A 22,268-nucleotide genomic window follows, 5' to 3' on the forward strand; every position below is an offset into this window, starting at 1 on the left:
GCAACCGCAGGCCCACTCAGTGGAGGTACCAAGCAGAGTGGGCGGCCGACTCTCGGCGTTTTAGGGTGACGCCATGGTGAAGGCATGATCGTATAGCCGCCTTCCGGGTCAGGCGACACATGACGCAGACTGCAATAGCCCGAGAGGCGCATATTTCCGTCAGTTTGAAGACCGCTGGGAAGCAGTGAGGCGTGGCAACCAGTTTCGGGTTTCCCTGCGGCTGGGCCCGTGATGAGAGGTAACAGCGTGCGAGCCTGATCAAGGCCGACGGCCTCGTGAATATGTGTCCGTCAACTCTCTCTCGATGGTGATCGCCGGAGCCGACGAAGACGCAGGAGGGTGTTCAGCGCGATCACCGTGGCCAGGATGGACAGCGTGAACTGAGCGGCGATCCCGGCCGGGACCGGCAGCGGTCCAATGTGGCTCACTCCGGTGCTGTGCAGTGCCTGGACGAACAATTTGCCGCCGAGGAACGTAAGGATCATGGCGGCGCCCCTCCCAAGGATCAGCGCCTGAAGCAGCGAGGCATGGCCTACGACGAGGAAGTAGACCTGCCGAAGGATCAACAGGGCGAACACGTTCGCCATGAAGACCAGGTACGGCGTACCGGAGTCGGGGACGAACAGCACGTCGGTGACGGCGACGGTCGCGATGACGGCCGCCATCGGGGTCAGCATGCGCCGCCCGTCCATGCGGACGCTGAGCCGCGATCCGTGGTACTCGCTGACCAGGAGTCGGCGGAACCGGCTCGGCAGGTGCTCCTCGTCATTCTCGTGCTCATCCGCGTGGGGGGATTCGCGGAGCACGATGATCGCCCTCCAGACGAACATCGCGCCGCCGAGGTAGAGGAGCCAGCTGTAGCGGTTGGCGGCGGACACACCAATGGCTATAAATCCACCGCGGATCACGATCGCGGCTCCGACTCCGGTGATCAGAACCCGAGCCTGGTAGGTCCGCGGCACGGCAAACCGGCTCATGGCCAGCGCGAACAGGAGCACCAGGTCCACACTCAGGCTGTACTCGGTGAGGTATTCGGTAACGAACTCCACACTGCGCCGGCCGCCGCCCACGGCACCGAGGCCGGCACCAAAGGCGACCGCGATCACCACATAGCCGATCAGCCAGGCGATATCGTGCGCACCCCGCCCTCCGCGGCGCTCTTGGCGGGCGGCGATCGCGACTTCGACCAGCACCGCGACCACGATGCCCGCCCCAGTGATGCCCCACACGTACAGCGGCACCCGCACGTCTCTCACCCACTGTCGCCAGAAGAGCCGAGTTCCTGTTGAGACGATGGAGCATTCAGAACTGGTTCCGGGTCTGTCTGGCTTCCGACCGATGGTGCTGCGTCGGATCCCGCCGCGCAAGTACACCGTCACGCTCGGCTCGACGTCCTCTTGACGCGGACGATCAGGAGGGCCAGCCCCAGGATCGGCATTACGTTGGCCAGGATCGAGCCGGCGATCACCTCGTAGGGCCTGCTCGTCAGATTGCCCAGCGCGCTCTTCACCATCCCAGTGGCCCGGGGGTACACGGCCGGTCACCGAGCCCATCCGTGCTCCGCCCGACCAGGCGGGCCGGCAGCGCCAGAGCCTGGGCGGAGCGGACGAGCGGCGGGACGGTGCCGGCGATGCCTGCGCAAAACAGTAGCCGCAAGTCGGGTCGGGTGAAGATCATGCGGTAGCCCCGGCTGCACGTGCGATTTACTCGATGATTAATTGAGAATTCGCTGCGGCGGACGGAAGCACGGGTGCTCGGCCGGTCGAGCTCAGGTGGTGGGGGTGGTTGCGCCGGTGTCGGCGTCGAGTTCGCTGTCGGTCGGCTCGGCGTCGCCGCTGTGCGCGACGACGAAGTCCTCGCCCAGCACGTCCTTGGCCACCCGCAGGTGATCCAGCTCGACCTCTCCATGCTCGGCGACATGGCCATCGAGGGCCTTCATGATGCGCTCCACCGTGTCGTGGTCGTTGCCCAAGCGCTGCTCGGCGTAGACAGCCACACCCAGTTTGAGCAGCAGCCTCTGCGCGTGCCGGTGCTCGTTCCACTCCTCGACGGCCTCGACGCTGGAATCGAAGCCCTTTTCGGTGATCTCAAATGCCTTGGTTATGAAGCTCATGTCGCACCTTCTCTGCGCTCGAGGTCTGTACCGCCGGACAGATGATCAGATATACGCAGGTGAGATCATAGAGCTCCCGAGCCATCGTTCGATGCTTGACGGGTAACGCGATTTCCTCGACTCCGCGCCGTACCGGGGTCGGCCCGCGTCTGCCACGTCCGCTCATGCCGCTGACGGATCGATCGCGTCATGGCCAGATCGCGCAGAGCACCCACGTCGTCACAGGCGCCATCGGCAGCGCTTCTCCAATCGGTCGACGGGCAGGGCGCGATGCCGGTGCCCGGCCGCTATCGCTCGGGGTGAACGCCAGGCGACGCGGACACGGCAGGCGATCAGAGAGTGATGGCGACTTTGCCTCGGGCGTGGCCGCGCTCGATGTAGCGCAGCGCCTCGGGGATCTCGGCGAAGGGGTAGGTCCGGTCGATGACGGGTGCGATCTGTTCCTTCTCCATGAGCTCCGCCAGGAACCGCAGGTCCGTGGAGTTGGGCTTCCAGCTGACGGTGACGATGCGCTGGCTGACGAAGGGGGAGACCAGGGCCCCGCGGAGCACCTGCGCTGCCGGGCCGAGCAACCCGCCGCGGGCCGAGGCGATGCCGCCCACGATCACGAGCGTCCCACGGGAGGTCAGGGGGCGCCGCAGTTCCGCTAGCGACCGGTCGCCCACGATGTCCATGAGCAGGTCGTATCTCCCCTCCCGTTCGGTGAAATCCTCGCGGGTGTAGTCCACGACGTCGTCCGCGCCCAGGGAACGGACCAGTTCGACGTTGCGGGTGCTGCACACGCCGGTGACCTCGGCTCCGAACGTCTTGGCGAGCTGGACGGCGAACGTGCCAATGCCGCCGGAGGCCCCGTTGACGAGGACCCGCTGCCCGGCAGAGATCCGCCCTGCGTCCCGCAGCCCTTGCAGCGCGGTGTGCGCGGCCATCGATACCGACGCCGCCTGTTCGAAGGTGAGGCGGGCGGGCTTGACGGCCAGCCTGTTCTGCGGGATGGCGACGGTCTCGGCGAACGAGCCCAGCCGGACCTCCCCGAAGACTTCGTCGCCGGGATGGAGTCCGGTCACCTCGTCGCCTACCCGCTCGACCACGCCGGCGAGGTCGGCGCCGAGGATCAGGCCCGGTTTCGGCCGTCGCAGGCCGATGCCCAGCCGTACCAGCTTCGGGTCGGCCCGCACGTGGCGCCAGTCGTAGGGGTTGACGGACGCCGCCCGCACCCCCACGAGCACTTCGTCCCGGGCGATGTCGGGTTCGTCGACGTCCTTGAGAGTCAGCACGTCGGGCGGGCCGTAGCGGTCCCAGCTCCAGGCTTTCATGGCGTCTTCCTTTCGGTGGGTGTTCACACCCGGGGTGAGAGAGGGTCGGGACAACCTGAACGGACTCAGGATCCAGTTCCGGTTCTTACGGGCGCTCGCTGGCCCCGGGCCCGGTGTGACCGGTGTCCGCATACCACTCCCATTCGGCCCCACCGTCGTACGGCGTAAGGTCGTCATACGTCGTAAGGTTATCGTACGACGTAAGGGAGTCAAGGGTTGCAGCGGAAAGGGGCTCAGTCGGTAACCAAAGGTGACGGGACGTCCGGCGCGCTCAGTCGCATTCGGAAGGAGTCACGAGCCGGAGGCGCGGCGCCGTTCCAGCCCTTCGAGGATCAGGTCGAGCGCGAATTCGAACTCGAACTGGTCGTCGCAGAAGCCCAGGGTGCCGTCCGGATCGTCGTGGATGGCGTCCGCCAGCATCCCGACGATGTTCGGGAACCGGTCGGCCATCTGCCCCATCATCGCGGCGGCCTGGGCGTTCGCGGTCTGGGCGCCGTCGGGCTGGAACAACTCTTGAGCAAACCCGAGGGCGCGGCTGCCCAGGACGTGCAGCGCACGGTGGGCCAGATCGAAGGAGAACCCGCCCGCCCGGAGGATGGCGACGACGTGGTCGTAGTAAGCGATGACGACCGGGCTCGTGGTGGTGCGGGTTTCGAGTACCTGCGGGGCCCAGCGGTGGCGCAGGAAGACCTCCCGGGCGGCGAGGATCCGCGCGCGCAGCGCCGCCTGCCAGTCCTCTTCCGGAGACGGAGCCTCGACCTTGTCCACCGCCGCCATGATCTCCTCGAGGATCACCTCGACGACGCCGTCGAAGACGGCCTCCTTGTTGGCGACGTGGTGGTACAGCGACATCGCCTCGACCCCGACCTCCTGTGCGAGCCGGCGCATGGTGAGCGAGTCGAGGCCGTCACGGTCGGCGAGCCCCACGGCCGCACGCAGCACCCGCCTCCGGCTCAGCGGAATACGGGGCTGCTCGGTCAACTCGTCGGCGTCGGTCCGTGGGGTCATGGATCTTCCTCCCGACGCACTCTACCCGTACACGGTAAGTCTGCCGGCGTCGGCCATCAGCACGAGGCTCTATCCACCCGCCGAAGCCCCACCGACGAGCCTTACCTGCGCCAACACCGGACTTCCCCCGTTCGAGCTTGACGTTTCTTCCGCCCGGATGGTCGAAGAGACGGACGCCGTCGCCGAGGGTCGCCGAGTAGAGCGTCGTGCCCATGAGGCACCTCCGTGCGGATCGATGTGGTCGCCTCTGATGGACCGCACAGCGCGCGGAAAGTCATCGGATCCCGCTTCGCCGAGCGTACGTACGCCGACCCCTGGGGATGGCCGTGCCACTTCCGGCGGGAACCGCCAGAGGAGCGGGTCAGGTGGCCTGCCAGACGTGGAGCAGGCCGTCGTGGCTGGTCAGGACCGCGTGCCAGGTGGACGGGATACCGGGGAGCGCCGCCTTCGCGGCGTCGCCGCAGCGGGGGCAGGCGTCACTGCCGACGCTGTAGGCGACGACGTAGTCGCCCGCTGCCGGGCGCGCGGCGTCGACCAGCGGCCGGAGGTGGCCGCGCCACACCCTGCGGCCCGTGGGGCTCACGAAGTAGATCGGGAGGATGCGGAACAGCTTCGCGTCCGCCCAGACGGTACGGGCGCCGGAGCGGGCCAGCCAGGAGCGGAACTCCGGGAGCGCGTCCGACGACACGCGGGGCGAGCCGGCCCATCCGGGCCTGCCCGGGCGGCCGAGCACGGCCAGTCCGGTCACGGCCAGCGCGACGCAGCACACGATCACCGTGGGGACGGCCGAGCGCACGCGTGCCGGCAGCCGTACCACGCGGGCGAGCAGCCACAGCACCGCGACGCCGCCCAGAACGAAGGCGGGGAACACCGGGTACCAGTACCGCAGGAGCTGCAGGCGTAGCTTGGGATGCGCAGGGTCGAGCACGCCGCCGAGCAGGGTCAGCGGCACCCACAGCAGCAGGATCCACAGCGCGAACACCCCGGCCCGCCGCACGTACGGCCCCTCGTCCCCCGTTCCCTCGTCGGACGATCCGTCATCCCCCCTCCACGCCCGTACGAGCCGGACGGCGCAGAGCGCGCCGGCGCCGAGCGTCACGGCGAGGAGGAACAGCAGGCCGGGACCCTCGGGGAGGGCGGCGAGCTGCTGCGGCAGCCGCCACAGGTACACCCACAACGGCAGGTCGTGGAAGGTCCTGGCGACCTCCGGGCGGGACGGCAGGTTCCCCAGGCCCGAACCGGCGTGCAGACGGGCCAGCGGATCGCCGTACAGCCACGCGTTGAACGCCGTCTCGCCCACGCCCGTCAGCGCGACCGGGACCAACGCCCACAACGCGTCCCAGCGCCCGATCCGCCGCCACAGCAGTACGGGGACGAGCGGCCAGACGAACACGATGAACTCGCGGACGAGGTAGCTCCAGCCCAGCAGCACGCCGATCATGGCGAGCCAGATCCGGCGGTGCGCGAGCAGTCCCCGGCGGAGCGCGACGGTCAGGGCGACGGCGGCGGTGAACAGGGCGGTGGCGGGCAGGTCCGGCAGCAGCTCGGTGCCCGCGACGACCACGAGCCCGACGCAGCCGAGGACCACCGCCGACACCGCGCCGACGAGACGGCCGAACATCATGCGGCCGATCGCGTACACGGACCCGAACAGCAGCAGCGCCGCCGCGACCGGGAACGCGTGGTAGGCCACCTCCGAGTACCCGAACATCTTCATCGCCAGCGCGGTCGGCGCGGTCAGGCCGATCCGCAGGTACTGGTGATCGAAGATGGGGTCCGGCGGCCGGGACGGGAACGACCGGGCGGCGTCCATGTAGCGGCTGTGGTCTACCGGCTGCGGCACCGACAGGTTCCACAGCAGCAGCACGGCGTACGCCACCAGCAGCGCGGCGGGCAGCAGCAGCTCGCCGCGGCGCGGCCGGGGGGCCGCCGCCGCGACGGCCGGCTCGGAGGCGGTGTCGAGCATCAGAAGACGACGTGCTCCTCGGCGGGACCGTGGAACGCGACCCGGCCGTGCCGCATCAGCTCCTCGTCGCTGACCTTCCATGTGTGCGCCTCGCGGTCGCCGCGTACGGAGACGAAGTTGAAGCGGTCGGCGGAGTAGATCCCGACGCCCTCGGCCTGGGCGCGGCGCAGCAGGTCGCTGTCGACGGCGCGGGGCAGGTCGGAGAAGCGCAACCTGCGCATGACGTCGCCGTCGGCGAGGATCGTGCCGCCCTGGACGAGCTCCGCCTCGGTGTGCTCCAGGTGCGGGAAGCGCAGCAGGGTGACCCCGTGCGTGCGCATCTCGCAGTAGTGCGCGCCCTTCCCGACGAGGCCGGCCGTCGTGTGGTCGAAGGAGTACGCCAGGTCGCTCAGGTAGTGCGGGCCGTACAGGTTGTCGTCGTCCATCTTGGCGAGGTACGCGCCGTCGGCCGCGTCGATGCCGAGGTTGAGCACGGCGCCGAGCGTCAGACCCGCGTCGGCCGACAGCACCACGACGTTCTCCAGCCCGGCGGCCCGCGCCTTGGCCTCGGCCCGGTCGGAGGAGAAGCCGTGCGTGACGAGCACGAGCTGCAGCGGCCGGTGGACCTGCCGTGCGACCTGCTCGATGGCGTGGTCGATCTGCTCGGGCCGGTTGGTCGGCAGGATCACCGAGATCGAGCGTTCCCGGCGGGGCGCGGACACGCCCGCCGCCGACAGGATCGCGTCCGCGCGGTGCCCGTACAGGTGCTTGGCGAACACCTCCCGCATGGCCAGATGCCCGGTCCGGTCGCGCAGGTCCGCGCTCTTCATCAGCTCGACGAGCGCCTCGGTGGTCTGCTCCGGGGTGGTCGACAGCCGTACGAGGTCGCCGAAGACCTCCTCCAGCGCCCGGGAGTGCCCGGAGACGACCGGTGTGCCGCACGCCGACAGCTCGAACACGCGGCGCGCGCACATCGTCGGCGACTTCGTCACCGAGTTGACGTTGAGGAAGATCTTGTACGCCTTGTAGGCGGCCAGCATCCGCTCGTACGGCAGGGAACCGACGATGAAGTCGGTGTACTCCGGCGGGAACGCGAAGTCCGGGTCGTCGGAGATGCGGCTGTAGATGTGCAGGTCGAACTCGCGGGCCGGGGCGAGGATCGTGTCCATCTGCGCGGCCCGCTCCGGGTACTTCTTGGAGTGGTACGTGCCGGCGAACGCCACCTCGTACTTGCGGCCGCCCGGCACGGCGACCGGGTTGTGGATGCGCGGCTGCGCGCCGAAGGGCAGCAGCGCGACCCGGTCGTGGCCCAGCGCCTCGACGTAGCGCGGGATGCAGTCGGCGTCGACGGTGAAGACCCGGTCGAACAGCTTGGCGGTCTCGATGAACCGGTCGAAGTTCGGCGGGTCCTCCTTGTTCCAGAAGACCGTCGGGATGCCCTGGGCGCGGCACCACGCGACGAGGTCGCGCACGGGCTGCTTCGGCGCGCCGGCCGCGCTCATCATCGTCGCCCAGCGCCCGTCGTTGCCGTGCCAGGCCGACTCGACGAACAGCAGCGCGGGCCGCTCGCGTTCGAGGACCTCGCGCCAGTCGTCGGGGCCGAACTTGACCTGCTGCCACTCGTACCGGAACGCGGTCGAGGAGAACACGTCGAGGATGACCGCGACCTTCAGGTCGCGCGCGACCGGGCCGTCCGGGACGACGACCTCGGGGATGGTGACCGCGGAGTAGTGCCCGGTCTGGTCGGGCGAGCCCGTCGTCGTGTCCGGCTTCGGCTCAGTCAGGCGCGGCGGCGTCTTCAGGGCGCTCGCCAGGTTCTTGGGCAGCTTGAGCGCTTCGGTGGGGCGCTTGGCGCTCCACAGCGCCTCGCCCAGCCGCCACCACTTGCGGTTCTTGGCCGACTTCAGCTGCCAGGTGACGTACTCGGTGCGGTACGCCTGGTGGGCCAGGCGCGCCTCGAGGCTCTTCATCCGGGCGTTGACCTGCTCATAGCGGGCGATCGCGATGTCGTAGCGCCGCATCCGCTCCTTCTCGTCCTGCGCCGACCCCTGGAGCGCCACGAGGGCCCGCTCCATCATCGGCTGGGAGTAGAGGACGAGCCGGTCCGGGTCGGCCATCGCGCCGGGGCGCGCCCGCACCCGCAGGTACTTGTCGACGATCTCGAGGCTCTCGATCGAGACGTACGGGGCGAGCAGCCGCACCAGGGAGTCCACGTAGAAGGTGGCGTGGTGGTCGTGGTGCCGGCTCAGGCCGAACGGTGTCGTCAGGGCCAGGAGCCCCTCCGGGCGCAGCACCCGCGCGGCCTCCTTCAGCAGCGGGGAGGCGTCCTCGGAGTGCTCGACGATCTCGCCCATGATGACGGTGTCGAACGAGCCGTCGGGCAGGTCCAGGGCGCTCGCGTCCGCGACCCGGAAGTCGAGGCGCGCACGCACGTCCTCCGGCTCGCCTTCGCTCTCCTTCTTCGCGTACTCGATACGGTCGGCCTGGATGTCCACACCGAGCACGGTCAGCCCGCGCCGCGCGCACAGGATCGAGGCGATGCCCTGCGAGCACCCGATGTCCAGCACCTCTCCGGTGGCTTGGGCGACGAGCCAGTGGATACGATCACGAGCGACCCGCTGCGTGCTTTCGGCCCAGATCTCGCCCTTGTAGACCTCGGAGATGCGATCGGAGTTAGCCATTGAGCCTCTTGTCGTCGGGAGCGGCGCAGCGACGCTAGCCGCGTCCGGCGAACGGACGGTGTCGGGCAGGCGACGCCGGGGTAATCGACGGAGAATTAAGGTGGTCACCGTGGCTGAGATCGGTTCCACCCGGTAGATGGCATCTCCGCATCCGCCGGAGACGGTCCTGGCGTGGGTCCGTGACGTCGTTGGCGGCCGGCTCACCTCGATCCGCTCGATGGGCGTCGGCTCGACCACCCTGCACGCCATCGACGCCGGGACCGATCCCGTACGCCGTCTGATGGTCCGCCGGTTCCACGACACCGCGCGGCTGCGCACCGATCCCTGGTACGTCCCGGCCAACGAGGCGGCCGTCCTGGAGCTCCTCGACGACACCGAGGTGCCCGCTCCGCGCCTGCTCGCCGCCGATCCGTACGGCCGCATCTGTGACGTCCCCGCGCTCCTCGTGACGCGGGTGCCCGGCCGGCCCGCGGCCCCGCCCTGGGACATGGACGCCTATCTCACCCACCTGGTCCAGGCCCTCGTGCGCGTCCACGAGGTGACGCCGGAGGCGGACCTGCGGGCCTACGCGCCGTACCACGACCCCGCCGTCTACGGCGAGCGGTGCCCGCCCGCCTGGTCGGGCAGTCCCGAACTGTGGCAACGCGCCTTCGAGGTGATCGCCGGCCCCGCTCCGGAGACGCCCACCGGGTTCATCCACCGCGACTTCCATCCGGGGCAGACCCTGTGGACCGGCGAGCGGTTGACCGGGATCGTCGACTGGACCACCGGGTGCCGGGGCCCGTACGGCGTCGACCTTGCCCGGATGCGGATCAACCTGGCCATCGAGTTCGGCGTCGAGGTCGCCGAGCGCTTCCTGGCCATCTACCAGGGAACGGCCCGGGACGACCGCCGCCACCCCTACTGGGACCTGCTGGACGCCGCCGACATGATCCTGGACATGCCCGTGCCGGAGACCCAGGCCGCCGCCGACGGATACTCCCGCTTCGAGCACTGGACCGCGATCGCCCTGGCGAGCCTGTGACGCGGTCGGGTACGCTCTCCACTCAGTAAGGAACCTTAATTAATTAATGCTCGTCGGGGTCCCCGGCCGCCGCGCCGGGAGCGGGCGTGACCGGCCGCGGCCCGCCCGGCCGCCGATCTCACCGGAGGCCGACCTTGATATCGCTGCCGACCCCGCCGTCGCGTGCCCCCCGTCGGCACCGGCCCTCCACGGTGCAGCGGGCCCTGACGACCTCCGCGGCGGCCGCCGCCCTGGCCGCCGTGCCGGGCGCGCCCGCCGTCGCCGGCCTACCGCTCCACGCTGCGGCCCCCGCCGTCGCCACGCCGCGCGTGGTCCCGGCGCCGGCGTCCCTTCGCGCGCTCTCCGGTGTTTCGTTCACGCTCACCCGGCGCACGCGCATCGTCGTACGGCCCGGTGCGGACCGGGCGGGGACGTACCTCGCCGCGATCCTGCGCCGCTCCACGGGCTACCCCCTGCCGATCTCGCGCACGGGTGGGACCGCCGGCGCCATCGCCCTGTCCCTCACCGGCGGGGGAGGGGGCGAGGCCTACCGGCTGAGCGTGCGGCGCGACGCGGTGCGGCTGTCCTCCGGGACGCCGACCGGGCTCTTCCGGGGCCTGCAGACCCTCCGCCAGCTGCTGCCGCCCGCGGTCGAGTCCGCCACCGTACGGCCGGGGCCGTGGAGCGTGCCCGGGGTCGAGGTCGACGACGCCCCGCGCTTCGCCTGGCGCGGCACCATGCTCGACGTGGCCCGCCACTTCTTCACGGTGGCCCAGGTGAAGCGCTACATCGACACCGCCGCGCTGTACAAGATCAACGTGCTCCACCTGCATCTCAGCGACGACCAGGGCTGGCGGATCGCGATCCCCGGCTGGCCGCGCCTCGCCTCGTACGGCGGCAGCACCGCCGTCGGAGGCGGCCCCGGAGGCCACTACACCGAACGCGACTTCGCCGAGATCGTCCGGTACGCCGCCCAGCACTACATGACGGTCGTGCCGGAGATCGACGGCCCCGGCCACACCAACGCGGCGCTCGCCTCGTACGCGAAGCTGAACTGCGACGGTCACGCCCCGCCGCTCTACACCGGCACCGACGTCGGGTTCAGCTCTCTGTGCATCGGCAAGCCGGTGACGTACGAGTTCCTCGACGCCGTCCTCGGCCGGCTCGCCAAGCTCACCCCCGGCCCGTACCTCCACATCGGCGGCGACGAGGCGATGAGCACCAAGCCGGCGGACTACGCCGAGTACCTGCGGCGCGTGGCGGCGATCGTGCGGCGGCACGGCAAGACGCTGAGCGGCTGGGCCGACATCGGGGCGGCCACCGTCCCCCGCGGATCGATCGCGCAGTACTGGCAGCCGGCCAAGGGCTCGGAGAAGGGCACCGAGACCGCGCGCGCCGCGGTGCGCAAGGGCGCCCGGCTCGTCATGTCGCCCGCCGACCACGCCTACCTCGACATGAAGTACACCGCGAGCACGCCGCTCGGCCAGGACTGGGCCGGCCTCGTCGAGGTCCGCGACGCCTACGCGTGGGATCCGGGGACGCTCCTCGACGGCGTGACGGACAAGGACGTCGCCGGGGTCGAGGCACCGCTGTGGACCGAGACCATCGTCACCGACCGGAACATCGACTACATGACGCTGCCGCGCCTGCCCGCCGTCGCCGAGATCGGCTGGACGCCGCAAACCGGGCGGTCGTGGAACGACTTCCGCGTGCGGCTGGCCGCGCAGGGGCCCCGGTGGACGGCGTTGGGCCGGGCGTTCTACCGGTCGCCTCAGGTTCCGTGGCCCGCGCGGTGAGCGATCGCCGGCCGGTGCCGCGCGGACCGCGGCCGGGTTTTCGGTCCGCTTCCCGTAGTCGGCTCTTCACGACCGAAATCAGACAGACGTTGTGATTTTCCGTAAAGTAAAGAATTCTTCCCTGTGCTCACCTGCGGGGATACGTTCGGAATGTTCCGGTAGTAGGCGGGTGTGCCGATCCTGAGTGGATCTTCCCAAATGAATCGCACCGCCCAGCCCGCCGTACCGGAACCTGAGATGGAGAGGCGCGTCGATCCGCCCCAGTAGATCCAGCCTCTCCACAGCCCGGCCTCTCGCGCATCCGGGGCCGGTGATACGGGCGCTGGACGCCGTGGGTGACGAGACACCGGCGTCCAGCGCCCCATCACGTCACGGCGATAATGGCCTGTCATGGAGGAACGTCTCATCGACAGGATCGACCGGAGCGTGTCGGTCATCGGGCTCGGCACCTGGCAGTTGGGGGCCGACTGGGGGCAGGTGGAGGAGAAGGACGCCGTCGCCGTCCTCGAGGCGGCGGTCGAGTCCGGGGTCACGTTCCTCGACACGGCCGACGTGTACGGCGACGGGCGGAGCGAGCAGATCATCGGCCGCTTCCTGCGCGGCCATCCCGGATTGTTCGTCGCGACGAAGATGGGGCGCCGCGCCCCGCTCGACCCCGCCGAGTACACCCTGGACAACTTCCGCGCCTGGACCGACCGGTCGCGGGCCAACCTCGGGGTCGACACGCTCGACCTGGTCCAGCTGCACTGCCCGCCGACGCCCGTCTACTCGCGCGACGAGGTGTTCGACGCCCTGGACACCCTCGTCGACGAGGGACGCGTCGCCGCGTACGGCGTCAGCGTCGAGACGTGCGACGAGGCGCTGACCGCGATCGCGCGGCCCGGCACGGCCGGCGTCCAGATCATTCTCAACGCCTTCCGGCAGAAGCCCCTGGAGCGGGTCCTGCCCGCCGCCGCCGAGGCCGGCGTGGGGATCATCGCCCGCGTGCCGCTGGCGTCCGGTCTGCTGTCCGGCCGCTACCGCCACGACACCGAGTTCGGCCCCGCCGACCACCGGACGTTCAACCGGCGCGGGGAGGCGTTCGACGTCGGCGAGACGTTCTCCGGCGTGGACTACGACACCGGCGTCGAGGCGGCGGGGGAGTTCTCGGCGCTGGCCGCGCCGGGGGCCACGCCGGCCCAGACCGCGCTGCGGTGGATCATCCAGCAGCCCGGCGTCACGACGGTCATCCCGGGTGCCCGTAACGCCGACCAGGTCCGCGCCAACTCCGCCGCCGGCCGGCTGCCCCCGCTGCCGGAGGCGACGCTCGACGCCGTCCGCGATCTGTACGACCGCCGGATCCGCCCGCAGGTCCACGATCGCTGGTGACGCCGGCGCCGGACCGGCCCCGCGTATCCCGGCATGTGCAGAATGCACATGCCGGGATATGATGCCGATCACATCGGGTGCCGGCCGCGTCCCCGGCGCGGATCGGCGCGTTGATCCGTGGGCCCCTCGAGGGACGGATCCGCGCGGGCGGTGCCCTGGAGGGGGTCACATGCGGCGAACAGACCCGGGCGTCCCATCTTCGGGGTGGCGCAAGAGCCGGTACAGCAATCCCAGCGGCTGCTGCGTGGAGCTCGCGTGGGCCTCGCCGCCCACGTCCGCCGGCACGGACGAGCAGACCCCGGAGCCGCCGGAATAACACGCCGCCCGGGTCGCGGCCACCCCTCGCCCCGCCGATGGCCGGACCCGGACGAGCCGGTCCCCGCGCGCCCTTCCGTCCACCCGTCCGCGAATCCGCCGATCAACGCGCCCGGCCTGCGCGGCCCGTCCACGGCGTGGCCGCGCCGTGGACACGGACCGGCCACGCCGGGCGGCGGTACCGACAGGTAAGGTCATGACCAGCGTGGGGGAGCGGGAGGTGGGGCGTTGAACGACCGTCTGTGGACGTGGCCGAACGCGTTGAGTCTGGCACGTCTGATCGGCGTTCCCGTCTTCTTGTGGCTGATCCTCATCCACCAGGACTGGTGGGCCTTCGGCATCCTGGTGTTCGCAGGGCTGTCCGACTGGCTCGACGGCAAGCTGGCGCGGATGCTCGACCAGATGAGCGAGCTCGGCACGATGCTCGACCCGGCGGCCGACCGGCTGTACATCTTCGCGACGCTCATCGGGCTCGTCGTCCGCGACGTCGTCCCCCTCTGGGTGGCGCTCGTCCTCGTCGGCCGTGAGGTGTACATGGCCCTGCCCCTCACCGTTCTGCGGCGGCACGACTACGCCGCGCTCCCGGTGCACTTCGTGGGCAAGACGGCGACGCTCTGTCTGCTCTACGCCTTCCCCCTGCTCTTCCTCGGGGCGCACTCGGGGACCTATGCCACCTTTGCGAAGGTCTTCGGCTGGTCGTTCACGATCTGGGGAACGGGTCTGTACTGGTGGGCCGCCGTTCTCTACACCGTCCAGGTCCGCCGGCTGGTGCTGGCCGACCGCAGCTCCGGCGAGCTGAAGGGAGCGGAACCCCGACCATGATCGGCGTACCCGTGAAGGAGTGGCTCCAGTGAAGGCCGTGGTGATGGCGGGCGGCGAAGGCACCCGCCTGCGCCCGATGACCGCCAACCAGCCCAAGCCGCTTCTGCCGGTGGTCAACAAGCCGATCATGGAACACGTTCTGCGCCTGCTCAAACGGCACGGCTTCGCCGAGACGGTCGTCACCGTCCAGTTCCTCGCCGCGCTCGTCCGCAACTACTTCGGCGACGGTGAAGAGATCGGCATGGCGCTGAGCTACGCGACCGAGGAGATGCCCCTCGGCACCGCCGGCAGCGTCAAGAACGCCCAGGACGCCCTGCGCGACGACCGCTTCCTGGTCATCTCCGGCGACGCGCTCACCGACATCGACCTGACCGACATGGTGCGCTCCCACCGGGAGAACGGCGCCCTTGTCACCATCGGCCTCAAGCGCGTGCCCAACCCGCTGGAGTTCGGCATCATCATCGCCGATGACGACGGCCGCATCCAGCGGTTCCTGGAGAAGCCGACGTGGGGGCAGGTGTTCTCCGACACCGTCAACACCGGCATCTACGTCATGGAGCCCGAGGTGCTCGACCACGTCGCGGCGGGCGAGTCCGTCGACTGGTCCGGCGACGTCTTCCCCAAGCTGCTGGCCGAGGGCGCCCCGCTGTACGGCTACGTCGCCGACGGCTACTGGGAGGACGTCGGCACCCACGAGAGCTACCTCAAGGCGCAGGCCGACATGCTGTCCGGCAAGATCCAGGTCGAGCTGAACGGGTTCGAGATGTCACCGGGCGTCTGGGTCGGCGAGGGCGCGGAGGTCGACCCCGAGGCGATCCTCAAGGGCCCGCTCTACATCGGCGACTACGCCAAGGTCGAGGCGGGCGCGGAGCTGCGGGAGTTCACCGTGCTCGGCAGCAACGTCGTCGTCAAGGAGGGCGCGTTCCTGCACCGCGCCATCGTCCACGACAACGTCTTCGTCGGCCCCCTGACCAACCTGCGCGGCTGCGTCGTGGGCAAGAACACGGACATCATGGCCGCCGCCCGGATCGAGGAGGGCGCGATCGTCGGCGACGAGTGCGTGATCGAGGCCGAGGCGTACATCTCCAGCGACGTCAAGGTCTACCCGTTCAAGACGATCGAGGCCGGCGCGGTCGTCAACACCAGCGTCATCTGGGAGTCCCGCGGCCAGCGCACCCTGTTCGGGCCCCGCGGCGTGTCCGGGCTGGTCAACGTCGAGATCACCCCCGAGCTCGCGGTGCGCCTGGCCAGCGCGTACGCCACCACGTTGAAAAAGGGGGCGGGCGTCACGGCCTCCCGCGACGCCTCCCGCGCCGCCCGCACGCTCAAGCGCGCCGTACAGAGCGCGCTCACCGCCAGCGCGATCAACGTCCAGGACCTCGAGGCCTGCCCGATCCCCGTCGCCCGTTACGAGACCGCACGGGAGGACTGCTCCGGCGGCATCGTCATCCGTACGACGCCGGGCGACCCGCAGGGCGTCGACATCCTCTTCCTCGACGAGAACGGCGCGGACCTTTCCCAGGCGGCGCAGCGCAAGCTGGAGCGCGTGTTCAGCCGGCAGGAGTACCGGCGGGCGTTCCCCGGTGAGATCGCCGAGCTGACCTACCCCGCCCGTGTCTTCGAGAGCTACGCCCGCGACATTCAGCGCTGCATCGACACGCGCGGGGTCCGCGAGGCCGAGCTGAAGATCGTGATCGACTGTGCGGGAGGCACCGCCTCCCTCGTGCTGCCGCAGCTGCTCGGCCGCATCGGGGTCGAGGTCCTCACGATCAACAACCGTCTCGACGAGGTGTCGCCGACCGAGACCCTCGCCGAGCGCATGCGCGATCTGCAGCGGCTGGGCGACCTCGTGTCCTCCTCGCGGGCCGCGTTCGGCGTGCGCTTCGACACCGTCGCCGAGCGCATCACCCTCGTCAACGAGAACGGCGAGCTGATCAGCGACGACCGCGGGCTCCTCGTGGTCCTGGACCTCGTCGCCGCCGAGCGGCGCGGCGGCCGGGTCGCGCTGCCGGTCACGACCACGCGGGTGGCCGAGCAGGTGTGCCGCTTCCACGGCGTGCAGGTCGAGTGGACCTCCACCTCCCAGGACGTGCTGACCAAGGCCACGACCGCGGACGACATCATCTTCGCCGGCGACGGCAGGGGCGGGTTCGTGATCCCGGAGTTCAGCCCCACGGTGGACGGCATCGCCGCGTTCATGCGACTGCTCGGCCTGGTGGCGCGCACGCGCCTGACCCTGTCCCAGATCGACCAGCGGATCCCCGAGGCGCACCTGCTCAAGCGGTCGGTGCCCACCCCCTGGGCGGCCAAGGGCAGCGTCATGCGGCACGTCGTCGAGGCGGCGGGCGACCGCCCCATCGACACGACCGACGGCGTCCGCGTCATCGAGGACGATGCCGGCTGGGTCCTCGTCCTGCCCGACCCGGCCGAGGCGGTCACCCACCTGTGGGCCGAGGGCGCCGACCCCGACTCCGCGCAGGCGCTCCTGGAGAACTGGGCCGGCGTCGTGGAGGCGGCCGGCTCGTGATCGACCAGAACGACGGCGGGGCCCCGGGCGGGCCGCGCCCCACCGATGAACGGGACGCGGCCCGTGCCACCGCCGAGCAGGATCCGGCCGGCGCGGCGGAGAAGGGGGAGGGAACGGCCGAACGCGCCCGCGCGGACCGGCCGAGGCGCCCGTGGTGGCGGAGGTGGGCACGGCGGCTGGGCCTGACCGCCCTCGTCCTCGCCGTCGCCGTGACGCTCTCGTCCGTCGTCTACAACGCGGCCACCGCCGGCCGTTCCCGCGTGCCCGCCGGACTCACCTATGTACGGACCGGCGACCTCATGACCCGGTACCGCGCGTGGGGCGGTGGCGGCTCGCCGATCGTCCTCGTGCACGGGGCCGCCGAGTCGGCCGACACCTGGGAAGCGGTCGCCGGCATCCTCGCCCGCGACCATCGCGTGTACGCCCTGGACCTCAACGGCGCCGGGTACACCTCCCGGCGCGCCCCGTACGACCTGGACCACCAGGCACGGCAGCTGCTGGCCTTCCTCGACGCCCTGCACCTGCGGCGGCCCGTACTGGTCGGGCACTCGTCCGGCGCGGCGGCCGTCGCGGAGGCCGCGCTGCGCGCCCCGGACCGCGCCGGCGGGCTGATGTTCCTCGACGGCGACGCCCTCAGCGGCGGCGCCGGACCGCCCTCCGCCGTCCGCCACCTCATCATCCCGCCCTATCGGACCTCCGTCCTGCGCCTGGTCGTGCGCTCCGACTGGCTCATCCGCACGATCTACTCCACCCAGTGCGGCCCGAGCTGTCCCCGGCTCGACGCGGCCGGGCTGGACCGGTGGCGCAGGCCCTACGAGGTGGCCGGCGCGGAGTCGGGGGTCTGGGGCATGCTGCGGTACGGCGTCCTCGGCCTGACCGAGGACCGGCTGGGGCTCCTCCGGTCGGTCGGCGTGCCCAAGGCGGTCGTGTACGGCGCCGAGGACCACGTGTTCGCCAAGGACTCCGCGGCCGAGACCGCCCGCCGGATCGGCGCGCCGAACCCGACGCTGATCGCCGGCGCCCGGCATCTGACGCTGATCTCCGCGCCGTCGCGCGTCGCCCGCGCCGTCGAGGACCTAGGGGCTGTTTCATGAGCCCGCTGTCCGGCTGCGCGGCGCCCAGACGACGCCTCGCCGCGTTGTCGTCGGTCGCCGGCGGCCTGGAGAACGGCGGAGCCGCGTGCCCTGACGCTCGCGTCAGCGGCCGCGTGAACGGCGGAGGCGCCCGGAGACGAGCGCCGGTCCGGCGTGCACGGTGACGCCGGCGAAGTCCCCGGCGACCTCCGCAACCCAGTAGGTCCGTTCGATGATCACAGCGGGGACGCGGCTGATGACGGGGGTGCGGCCCGATCCGGTGAACTCCGTGGTCACCGCCGAAACCCCGGCGGGCAGCTGACCCCAGGCCAGCGCCCACCCGGCCCCTCCCCGGGGATTGCGCCAGGCGCCGCGGAGGACCGACACCGAGACCGGCGTGGCGACGCAGACATCGGCCAGGCGGAGGCCCTCGTACACCTCCAGAGCAGCGCGGTCGGCGGCGGCCCGGCCGATCCGGACCGTCCAGCCGCTGATCGGCAGCCGCATGAGCGGTACCGCGCCGGCCTGTTCCCCCATCGTTCCCCCATGTGCCCTGCTGCGCATGGAGACAAGTTCACCGTGCCATTCTGCGAAGGCCGTGACCGTTTCCTAAGAGTTCGCTGTGAAACGCCGCTGATCCGGCCTGGCACCGGGTCCGGCCGGTGCCGCGCTCTTGGGAGAATGTCCGGATGAGCGAACGGGGAGAGGGAGCGCGCTGGAACCGGCCCGACGCGTCGATGTCGCTGCTCGCCGACCTGCTCGCCGGGAAGGGACTCGACCCGGGCTACGAAGAGGCCGCCGCCCGCCGGGCCGCCACGGGCGACCGGCGGGGCCGTTCGCGCCGGTCGGCGAGCCTGCTCGCCGGCACCCTCGTCCTCGGCCTCCTCGGATCCGTCGCGGTCGTCCAGGTACGCCGGGGCGAGCCAGTCGCGCAGCGGCAGCGCAGGGCCCTGCTGAGCCAGATCGGGCAGCGGACGGACGAGAGCGACGGGCTGCAGCGGCAGGCCGACCGGCTGCGCGGGCAGACCGACCGCCTGCGGCGGACCGTCCTGGCCCGCAGCGACGCGGGCCGGGCCGCGCGCCGGGAGCTGGACCGGCTGGCCGCCGCGGCGGCGGCCGGTCCCGTTCGCGGAGCGGGGCTGACCGTCCTCCTGGACGACTCGCACACCCGGGGGGATCCCCAGGGCGGCCGCGTCTCCGACCGGGACATGCAGCGGCTCGTCAACGGGCTGTGGGCCGCCGGAGCGACCGCGATCGCCGTGAACGGGCAGCGGATGACCGCCACCACCGCGATCCGCTTCGCCGGCGACGCCATCCTCGTCGACTACCGGCCGCTGTCCCGGCCGTACACCGTGACCGCCGTCGGCGATCCGCGCGGCATGGACGGGTCGTTCGCCGCTTCCTCGGCCGCCCGATCGTTCCGTACTCTCAAAGCCGCATTCGGCATCCGCTTCGACATCCGCCAGGAGGACAGCGTGCGACTCCCCGCCGCACCGGCCCCCAGTCTCCGCTACGCGGGGGAGGTGCCGTCGAAGTGATCGCTCTGGCCGGCCTGGTGGCCGGGGTGGTCCTGGGCCTGTTCTTCCACCCCGCGGTGCCGTTGTGGCTGCAGCCGTACCTGCCCATCGCGATCGTGGCGGCGCTCGACGCCATGTTCGGCGGCCTGCGCGCCCGTCTCGACGGCGTCTTCGACGAGAAGGTGTTCGTCGTCTCCTTCCTCAGCAACACGATCATCGCCGTGCTGATCGTGTTCTTCGGCGACCAGCTCGGCGTGGGATCGCAGCTGTCCACCGGCGTGGTGGTCGTCCTCGGGATCCGGATCTTCTCCAACGTCGCCGCCATCCGCCGCAAGCTCTTCCAGGCATGACCGCCCGCGAACCGCGCTCGCGCAGCGAGCGCAAGCAAGCGTGGGGGCGGGTGCTCATCGGCGTACTGTGCGCGGTCCTGGGGTTCGCCGTCACGGCCGAGGTACGGTCCAACGACCGGAGCACCAAGTTCGCGACCGCGCGGCAGGACGAGCTGGTGGGCATCCTGGGCGACCTGTCCCAGCGTTCGGAGCGGTTGCGCGGCGACATCCGGGACCTGGAGAACACCAAGGCCGGGCTCGAGCGCGACACCCAGGGCGAGACCGCGGTCGAGGACGCCCGGCGGCGCGCCGCGACGTACGGCATGCTGGCCGGGACCCTTCCCGCGGCCGGTCCCGGCATCCGGTTCACCGTCGACGACCCCCGCGGCCGCCTGCGGGCCGAGGACCTCCTCGACGCGCTGGAGGAGTTGCGTGACGCGGGCGCCGAGGTCATTCAGGTCGACGACGTGCGTGTCGGCGTCAGCACCTACTTCGCCGACGCGGCGTCCGGCGGCGTCGTCGCCGACGGGCGGCTCCTGACACGGCCCTACCTTTTCCTCGTGATCGGCGATCCGCACACGCTCGCCACCGCGCTCGGCATTCCGGGCGGGGTCCTGCAGACGCTGCGCAACGACGGCGCGCAGGCGAGCGTGGCCCAGGAGCAGAGGATCATCGTCCGTGCGATACGGTCGCCGTAGACCGTGGACGGCGCCGTGGCGGGCCGCGCGCCGGGGCTTCACCCGCGCGGCGGCGTGGACCGACGATCACTGTCGAAGGTAGCTTGAGGGGTCAGGACTCTTGTCATGGTTGACCCCTCGGCCATTGCCGCGTAAGTTGCGGCAACCGTCGTGATGGCGGACGAGGGAATGACAGCGCCATTACCGACGGTGCTTGGAGGGGGGATCGTGTGCTGGGGGCCGACCGGAGGTACGGTGCCGATGGTGCCATCCCTGCCCGACGTCCGTGCCGTACGGTGCCAGAGGCACACCCGAGGCCATAGGTAGGAGGCCGAGCCGATATATGCCGAGCGTCTACTGCACGCAGTGTGGTCACGCCAACCCGGAGGATGCACGTTTCTGCTCGCAGTGCGGAACTCCGGTCACCCGTAGTGCCGCGCCGCCGCCGGTTCCGGGCGAGCCGGGCGAGTCGACGTCGACGATCTCGCTCGGTGCGATTCCCGACGTGGAGCCGGGCGACGAACTGTCTCCCGACCAGATGGCGGTCGAAGCGCTGCCGCCGGACACGGCTCTGCTCGTCGTGAAGCGGGGGCCGAACGCCGGGAGCAGGTTCCTGCTCGACAGCGACCGGACCACGGCGGGCCGCCACCCTGAGAGCGACATCTTCCTCGACGACGTCACCGTGTCCCGCCGCCATGCCGAGTTCTACCGCAGGGGCGCGCAGTTCTCCGTGCGCGACGTCGGGAGCCTGAACGGCACCTACGTCAACCGGGAGCGGATCGACGAGGCCGGGTTGTCCGGCGGCGACGAGGTCCAGATCGGCAAGTTCCGGTTGGTGTTCCTCACCAACCCGCAGTTCGCCGCCGATGGAAGGGGCGATGGCCGGCCTGCTGGAGGGCCGTGACGAAGCCGGAGGCGCGGTGTGGTCGACGCTGAGGGGGCGCGCGCTGGCCGTGTGCCCGGGGACGCCGTGAGCGACGGGCGCCACGCGGGCGCGTGGACGCCGGATGACGGCGCGCGGGTCCGCGCGCCGTCGGACCGGGGGTGGGGATGAGCGCATCCGCGGCCCGTGCGTACATGACGATCGGGGAGGTGCTCGGCCTCCTGTCCGCCGAGTTCCCGGACATCACGATCTCCAAGATCCGGTTCCTGGAGGCGGAGGGGCTGATCGAGCCGGAGCGCAGCCCGTCCGGATATCGCAAGTTCGCTCCGTCGGACGCCGAGCGGCTGAAGTTCATCCTGGTCGCTCAGCGTGACCACTACCTCCCGCTGCGGGTCATCAAGGAGCATCTGGACGCCGTCGATCGGGGGCTGGACCCGCCCCCGCTCGCCGGGCGCCGCCGGGCGCCGCGGGGCCTCGTCGCGACCGACAGCACGGCCGACGAGAACGCCGAGGTCCGGCTGACACGCCGGCAGCTCGCCGACGCGGCCGGGATCGACGCCGACGCGCTCGCCGAGCTGGAGGAGTTCGGGCTGGTGCGCCGCACCGGCGGCCACTACGACCGCGACGCGCTCACGATCGCCCGCGCGGCGGCGGCGTTGCGGTCCTTCGGATTCGAGGCGCGTCACCTGCGGGCGGTGAAGGCCGCGGCGGAGCGGGAGATCGGCCTGATCGAGGCGGCCGTCGCACCGGCCATGCGGCGGCGCAACCCGGGTGCGCGCGCCCGTGCCACCGAGACCGCGCGCGAGATCGCGGCGCTGTCGCTGAAGCTCCACGCCGCTCTGGTCTCGACCGGGTTGCGGGAAGGCCTCGATCCTTGAGAGATCACGGTTCGGACCCG

The 22,268-nt window shown here is 71.0% G+C and carries 18 protein-coding genes; 11 read left to right on the forward strand and 7 right to left on the reverse strand.

All coding sequences use genetic code 11. The annotated features are described in order from the left end of the window. Positions 1–290: 290 nt before the first annotated feature. From NE236_RS01825 to NE236_RS01850, 6 genes are all read right to left on the reverse strand, one after another. Positions 291–1,553: a TerC family protein gene (locus NE236_RS01825; RefSeq protein WP_252839987.1), complete on the reverse strand. Its 1,263-nt coding sequence runs from the start codon at positions 1,551–1,553 to the stop codon at positions 291–293. 215 nt (positions 1,554–1,768) lie between these two features. Continuing rightward, entirely contained in the window at positions 1,769–2,113 is a 345-nt protein-coding gene (locus NE236_RS01830; protein WP_252839988.1) for a hypothetical protein, read from the reverse strand. A gap of 332 nt (positions 2,114–2,445) precedes the next feature. After that, positions 2,446–3,426 carry an NAD(P)-dependent alcohol dehydrogenase gene (locus tag NE236_RS01835; protein WP_252839989.1) on the reverse strand — a complete coding sequence of 327 codons (981 nt, stop codon included), beginning with the start codon at positions 3,424–3,426 and terminating at the stop codon, positions 2,446–2,448. A gap of 291 nt (positions 3,427–3,717) precedes the next feature. Then, entirely contained in the window at positions 3,718–4,434 is a 717-nt protein-coding gene (locus tag NE236_RS01840) for a TetR/AcrR family transcriptional regulator (protein ID WP_252839990.1), read from the reverse strand. A 361-nt stretch (positions 4,435–4,795) separates the two neighbouring features. Continuing rightward, on the reverse strand, positions 4,796–6,400 hold the full coding sequence (locus NE236_RS01845; RefSeq protein WP_252839991.1) for an ArnT family glycosyltransferase: 1,605 nt from the start codon (positions 6,398–6,400) through the stop codon (positions 4,796–4,798). Beyond that, positions 6,400–9,060 carry a methyltransferase domain-containing protein gene (locus tag NE236_RS01850; protein ID WP_252839992.1) on the reverse strand — a complete coding sequence of 887 codons (2,661 nt, stop codon included), beginning with the start codon at positions 9,058–9,060 and terminating at the stop codon, positions 6,400–6,402. Before NE236_RS01850 ends, NE236_RS01845 begins: the two co-directional genes overlap by 1 nt. Positions 9,061–9,196: 136 nt before the next feature. On the opposite strand from NE236_RS01850, the gene NE236_RS01855 reads away from it, so the two are divergent. The 6 genes from NE236_RS01855 to NE236_RS01880 all read left to right on the forward strand — a co-directional run bounded on the left by NE236_RS01855 (position 9,197) and on the right by NE236_RS01880 (position 17,985). Next, positions 9,197–10,084 (forward strand): phosphotransferase family protein, encoded by an 888-nt coding sequence (locus tag NE236_RS01855; protein ID WP_252839993.1) that lies wholly within the window; start codon positions 9,197–9,199, stop codon positions 10,082–10,084. 134 nt (positions 10,085–10,218) lie between these two features. After that, the gene (locus NE236_RS01860) at positions 10,219–11,859 is read left to right on the forward strand and encodes a beta-N-acetylhexosaminidase (RefSeq protein WP_252839994.1); all 1,641 of its coding nucleotides are present in this window, start codon (positions 10,219–10,221) and stop codon (positions 11,857–11,859) included. A gap of 390 nt (positions 11,860–12,249) precedes the next feature. Further along, positions 12,250–13,227 carry an aldo/keto reductase gene (locus NE236_RS01865; protein WP_252839995.1) on the forward strand — a complete coding sequence of 326 codons (978 nt, stop codon included), beginning with the start codon at positions 12,250–12,252 and terminating at the stop codon, positions 13,225–13,227. A gap of 543 nt (positions 13,228–13,770) precedes the next feature. Beyond that, positions 13,771–14,364: a cardiolipin synthase ClsA gene (gene clsA / locus NE236_RS01870; RefSeq protein WP_252839996.1), complete on the forward strand. Its 594-nt coding sequence runs from the start codon at positions 13,771–13,773 to the stop codon at positions 14,362–14,364. Between the two features lie 28 nt (positions 14,365–14,392). Beyond that, the gene (locus NE236_RS01875) at positions 14,393–16,891 is read left to right on the forward strand and encodes a sugar phosphate nucleotidyltransferase (protein ID WP_252839997.1); all 2,499 of its coding nucleotides are present in this window, start codon (positions 14,393–14,395) and stop codon (positions 16,889–16,891) included. Next, complete coding sequence (locus tag NE236_RS01880; RefSeq protein WP_252839998.1) at positions 16,888–17,985, forward strand: alpha/beta fold hydrolase; 1,098 nt, start codon at positions 16,888–16,890, stop codon at positions 17,983–17,985. The genes NE236_RS01875 and NE236_RS01880 overlap by 4 nt, the downstream gene beginning before the upstream one ends. A 102-nt stretch (positions 17,986–18,087) precedes the next feature. Here NE236_RS01880 and NE236_RS01885 read toward each other — a convergent pair whose 3' ends face one another. Then, entirely contained in the window at positions 18,088–18,501 is a 414-nt protein-coding gene (locus NE236_RS01885; protein ID WP_252839999.1) for a hypothetical protein, read from the reverse strand. A gap of 152 nt (positions 18,502–18,653) precedes the next feature. Here NE236_RS01885 and NE236_RS01890 point away from each other — a divergent pair, with 152 nt between their 5' ends. The 5 genes from NE236_RS01890 (at position 18,654) to ftsR (ending at position 22,248) form a co-directional block, all read left to right on the forward strand. Next, positions 18,654–19,502, forward strand: coding sequence for a DUF881 domain-containing protein (locus tag NE236_RS01890; RefSeq protein ID WP_252840000.1), 849 nt, complete (start codon positions 18,654–18,656; stop codon positions 19,500–19,502). After that, positions 19,499–19,831: a small basic family protein gene (locus NE236_RS01895; protein WP_252840001.1), complete on the forward strand. Its 333-nt coding sequence runs from the start codon at positions 19,499–19,501 to the stop codon at positions 19,829–19,831. The genes NE236_RS01890 and NE236_RS01895 overlap by 4 nt, the downstream gene beginning before the upstream one ends. Further along, on the forward strand, positions 19,828–20,508 hold the full coding sequence (locus tag NE236_RS01900; RefSeq protein WP_252840002.1) for a DUF881 domain-containing protein: 681 nt from the start codon (positions 19,828–19,830) through the stop codon (positions 20,506–20,508). The genes NE236_RS01895 and NE236_RS01900 overlap by 4 nt, the downstream gene beginning before the upstream one ends. Before the next feature lie 322 nt (positions 20,509–20,830). After that, positions 20,831–21,391, forward strand: a complete 561-nt coding sequence (locus NE236_RS01905) for an FHA domain-containing protein (protein WP_252840003.1) — start codon at positions 20,831–20,833, stop codon at positions 21,389–21,391. 146 nt (positions 21,392–21,537) lie between these two features. Next, complete coding sequence (gene ftsR / locus NE236_RS01910; RefSeq protein ID WP_252840004.1) at positions 21,538–22,248, forward strand: transcriptional regulator FtsR; 711 nt, start codon at positions 21,538–21,540, stop codon at positions 22,246–22,248. The last annotated feature ends 20 nt before the right edge of the window (positions 22,249–22,268 follow it).

Source organism: Actinoallomurus purpureus, assembly GCF_024055795.1.
In the GTDB taxonomy this organism is placed as follows: Bacteria; Actinomycetota; Actinomycetes; order Streptosporangiales; family Streptosporangiaceae; genus Actinoallomurus; species Actinoallomurus purpureus.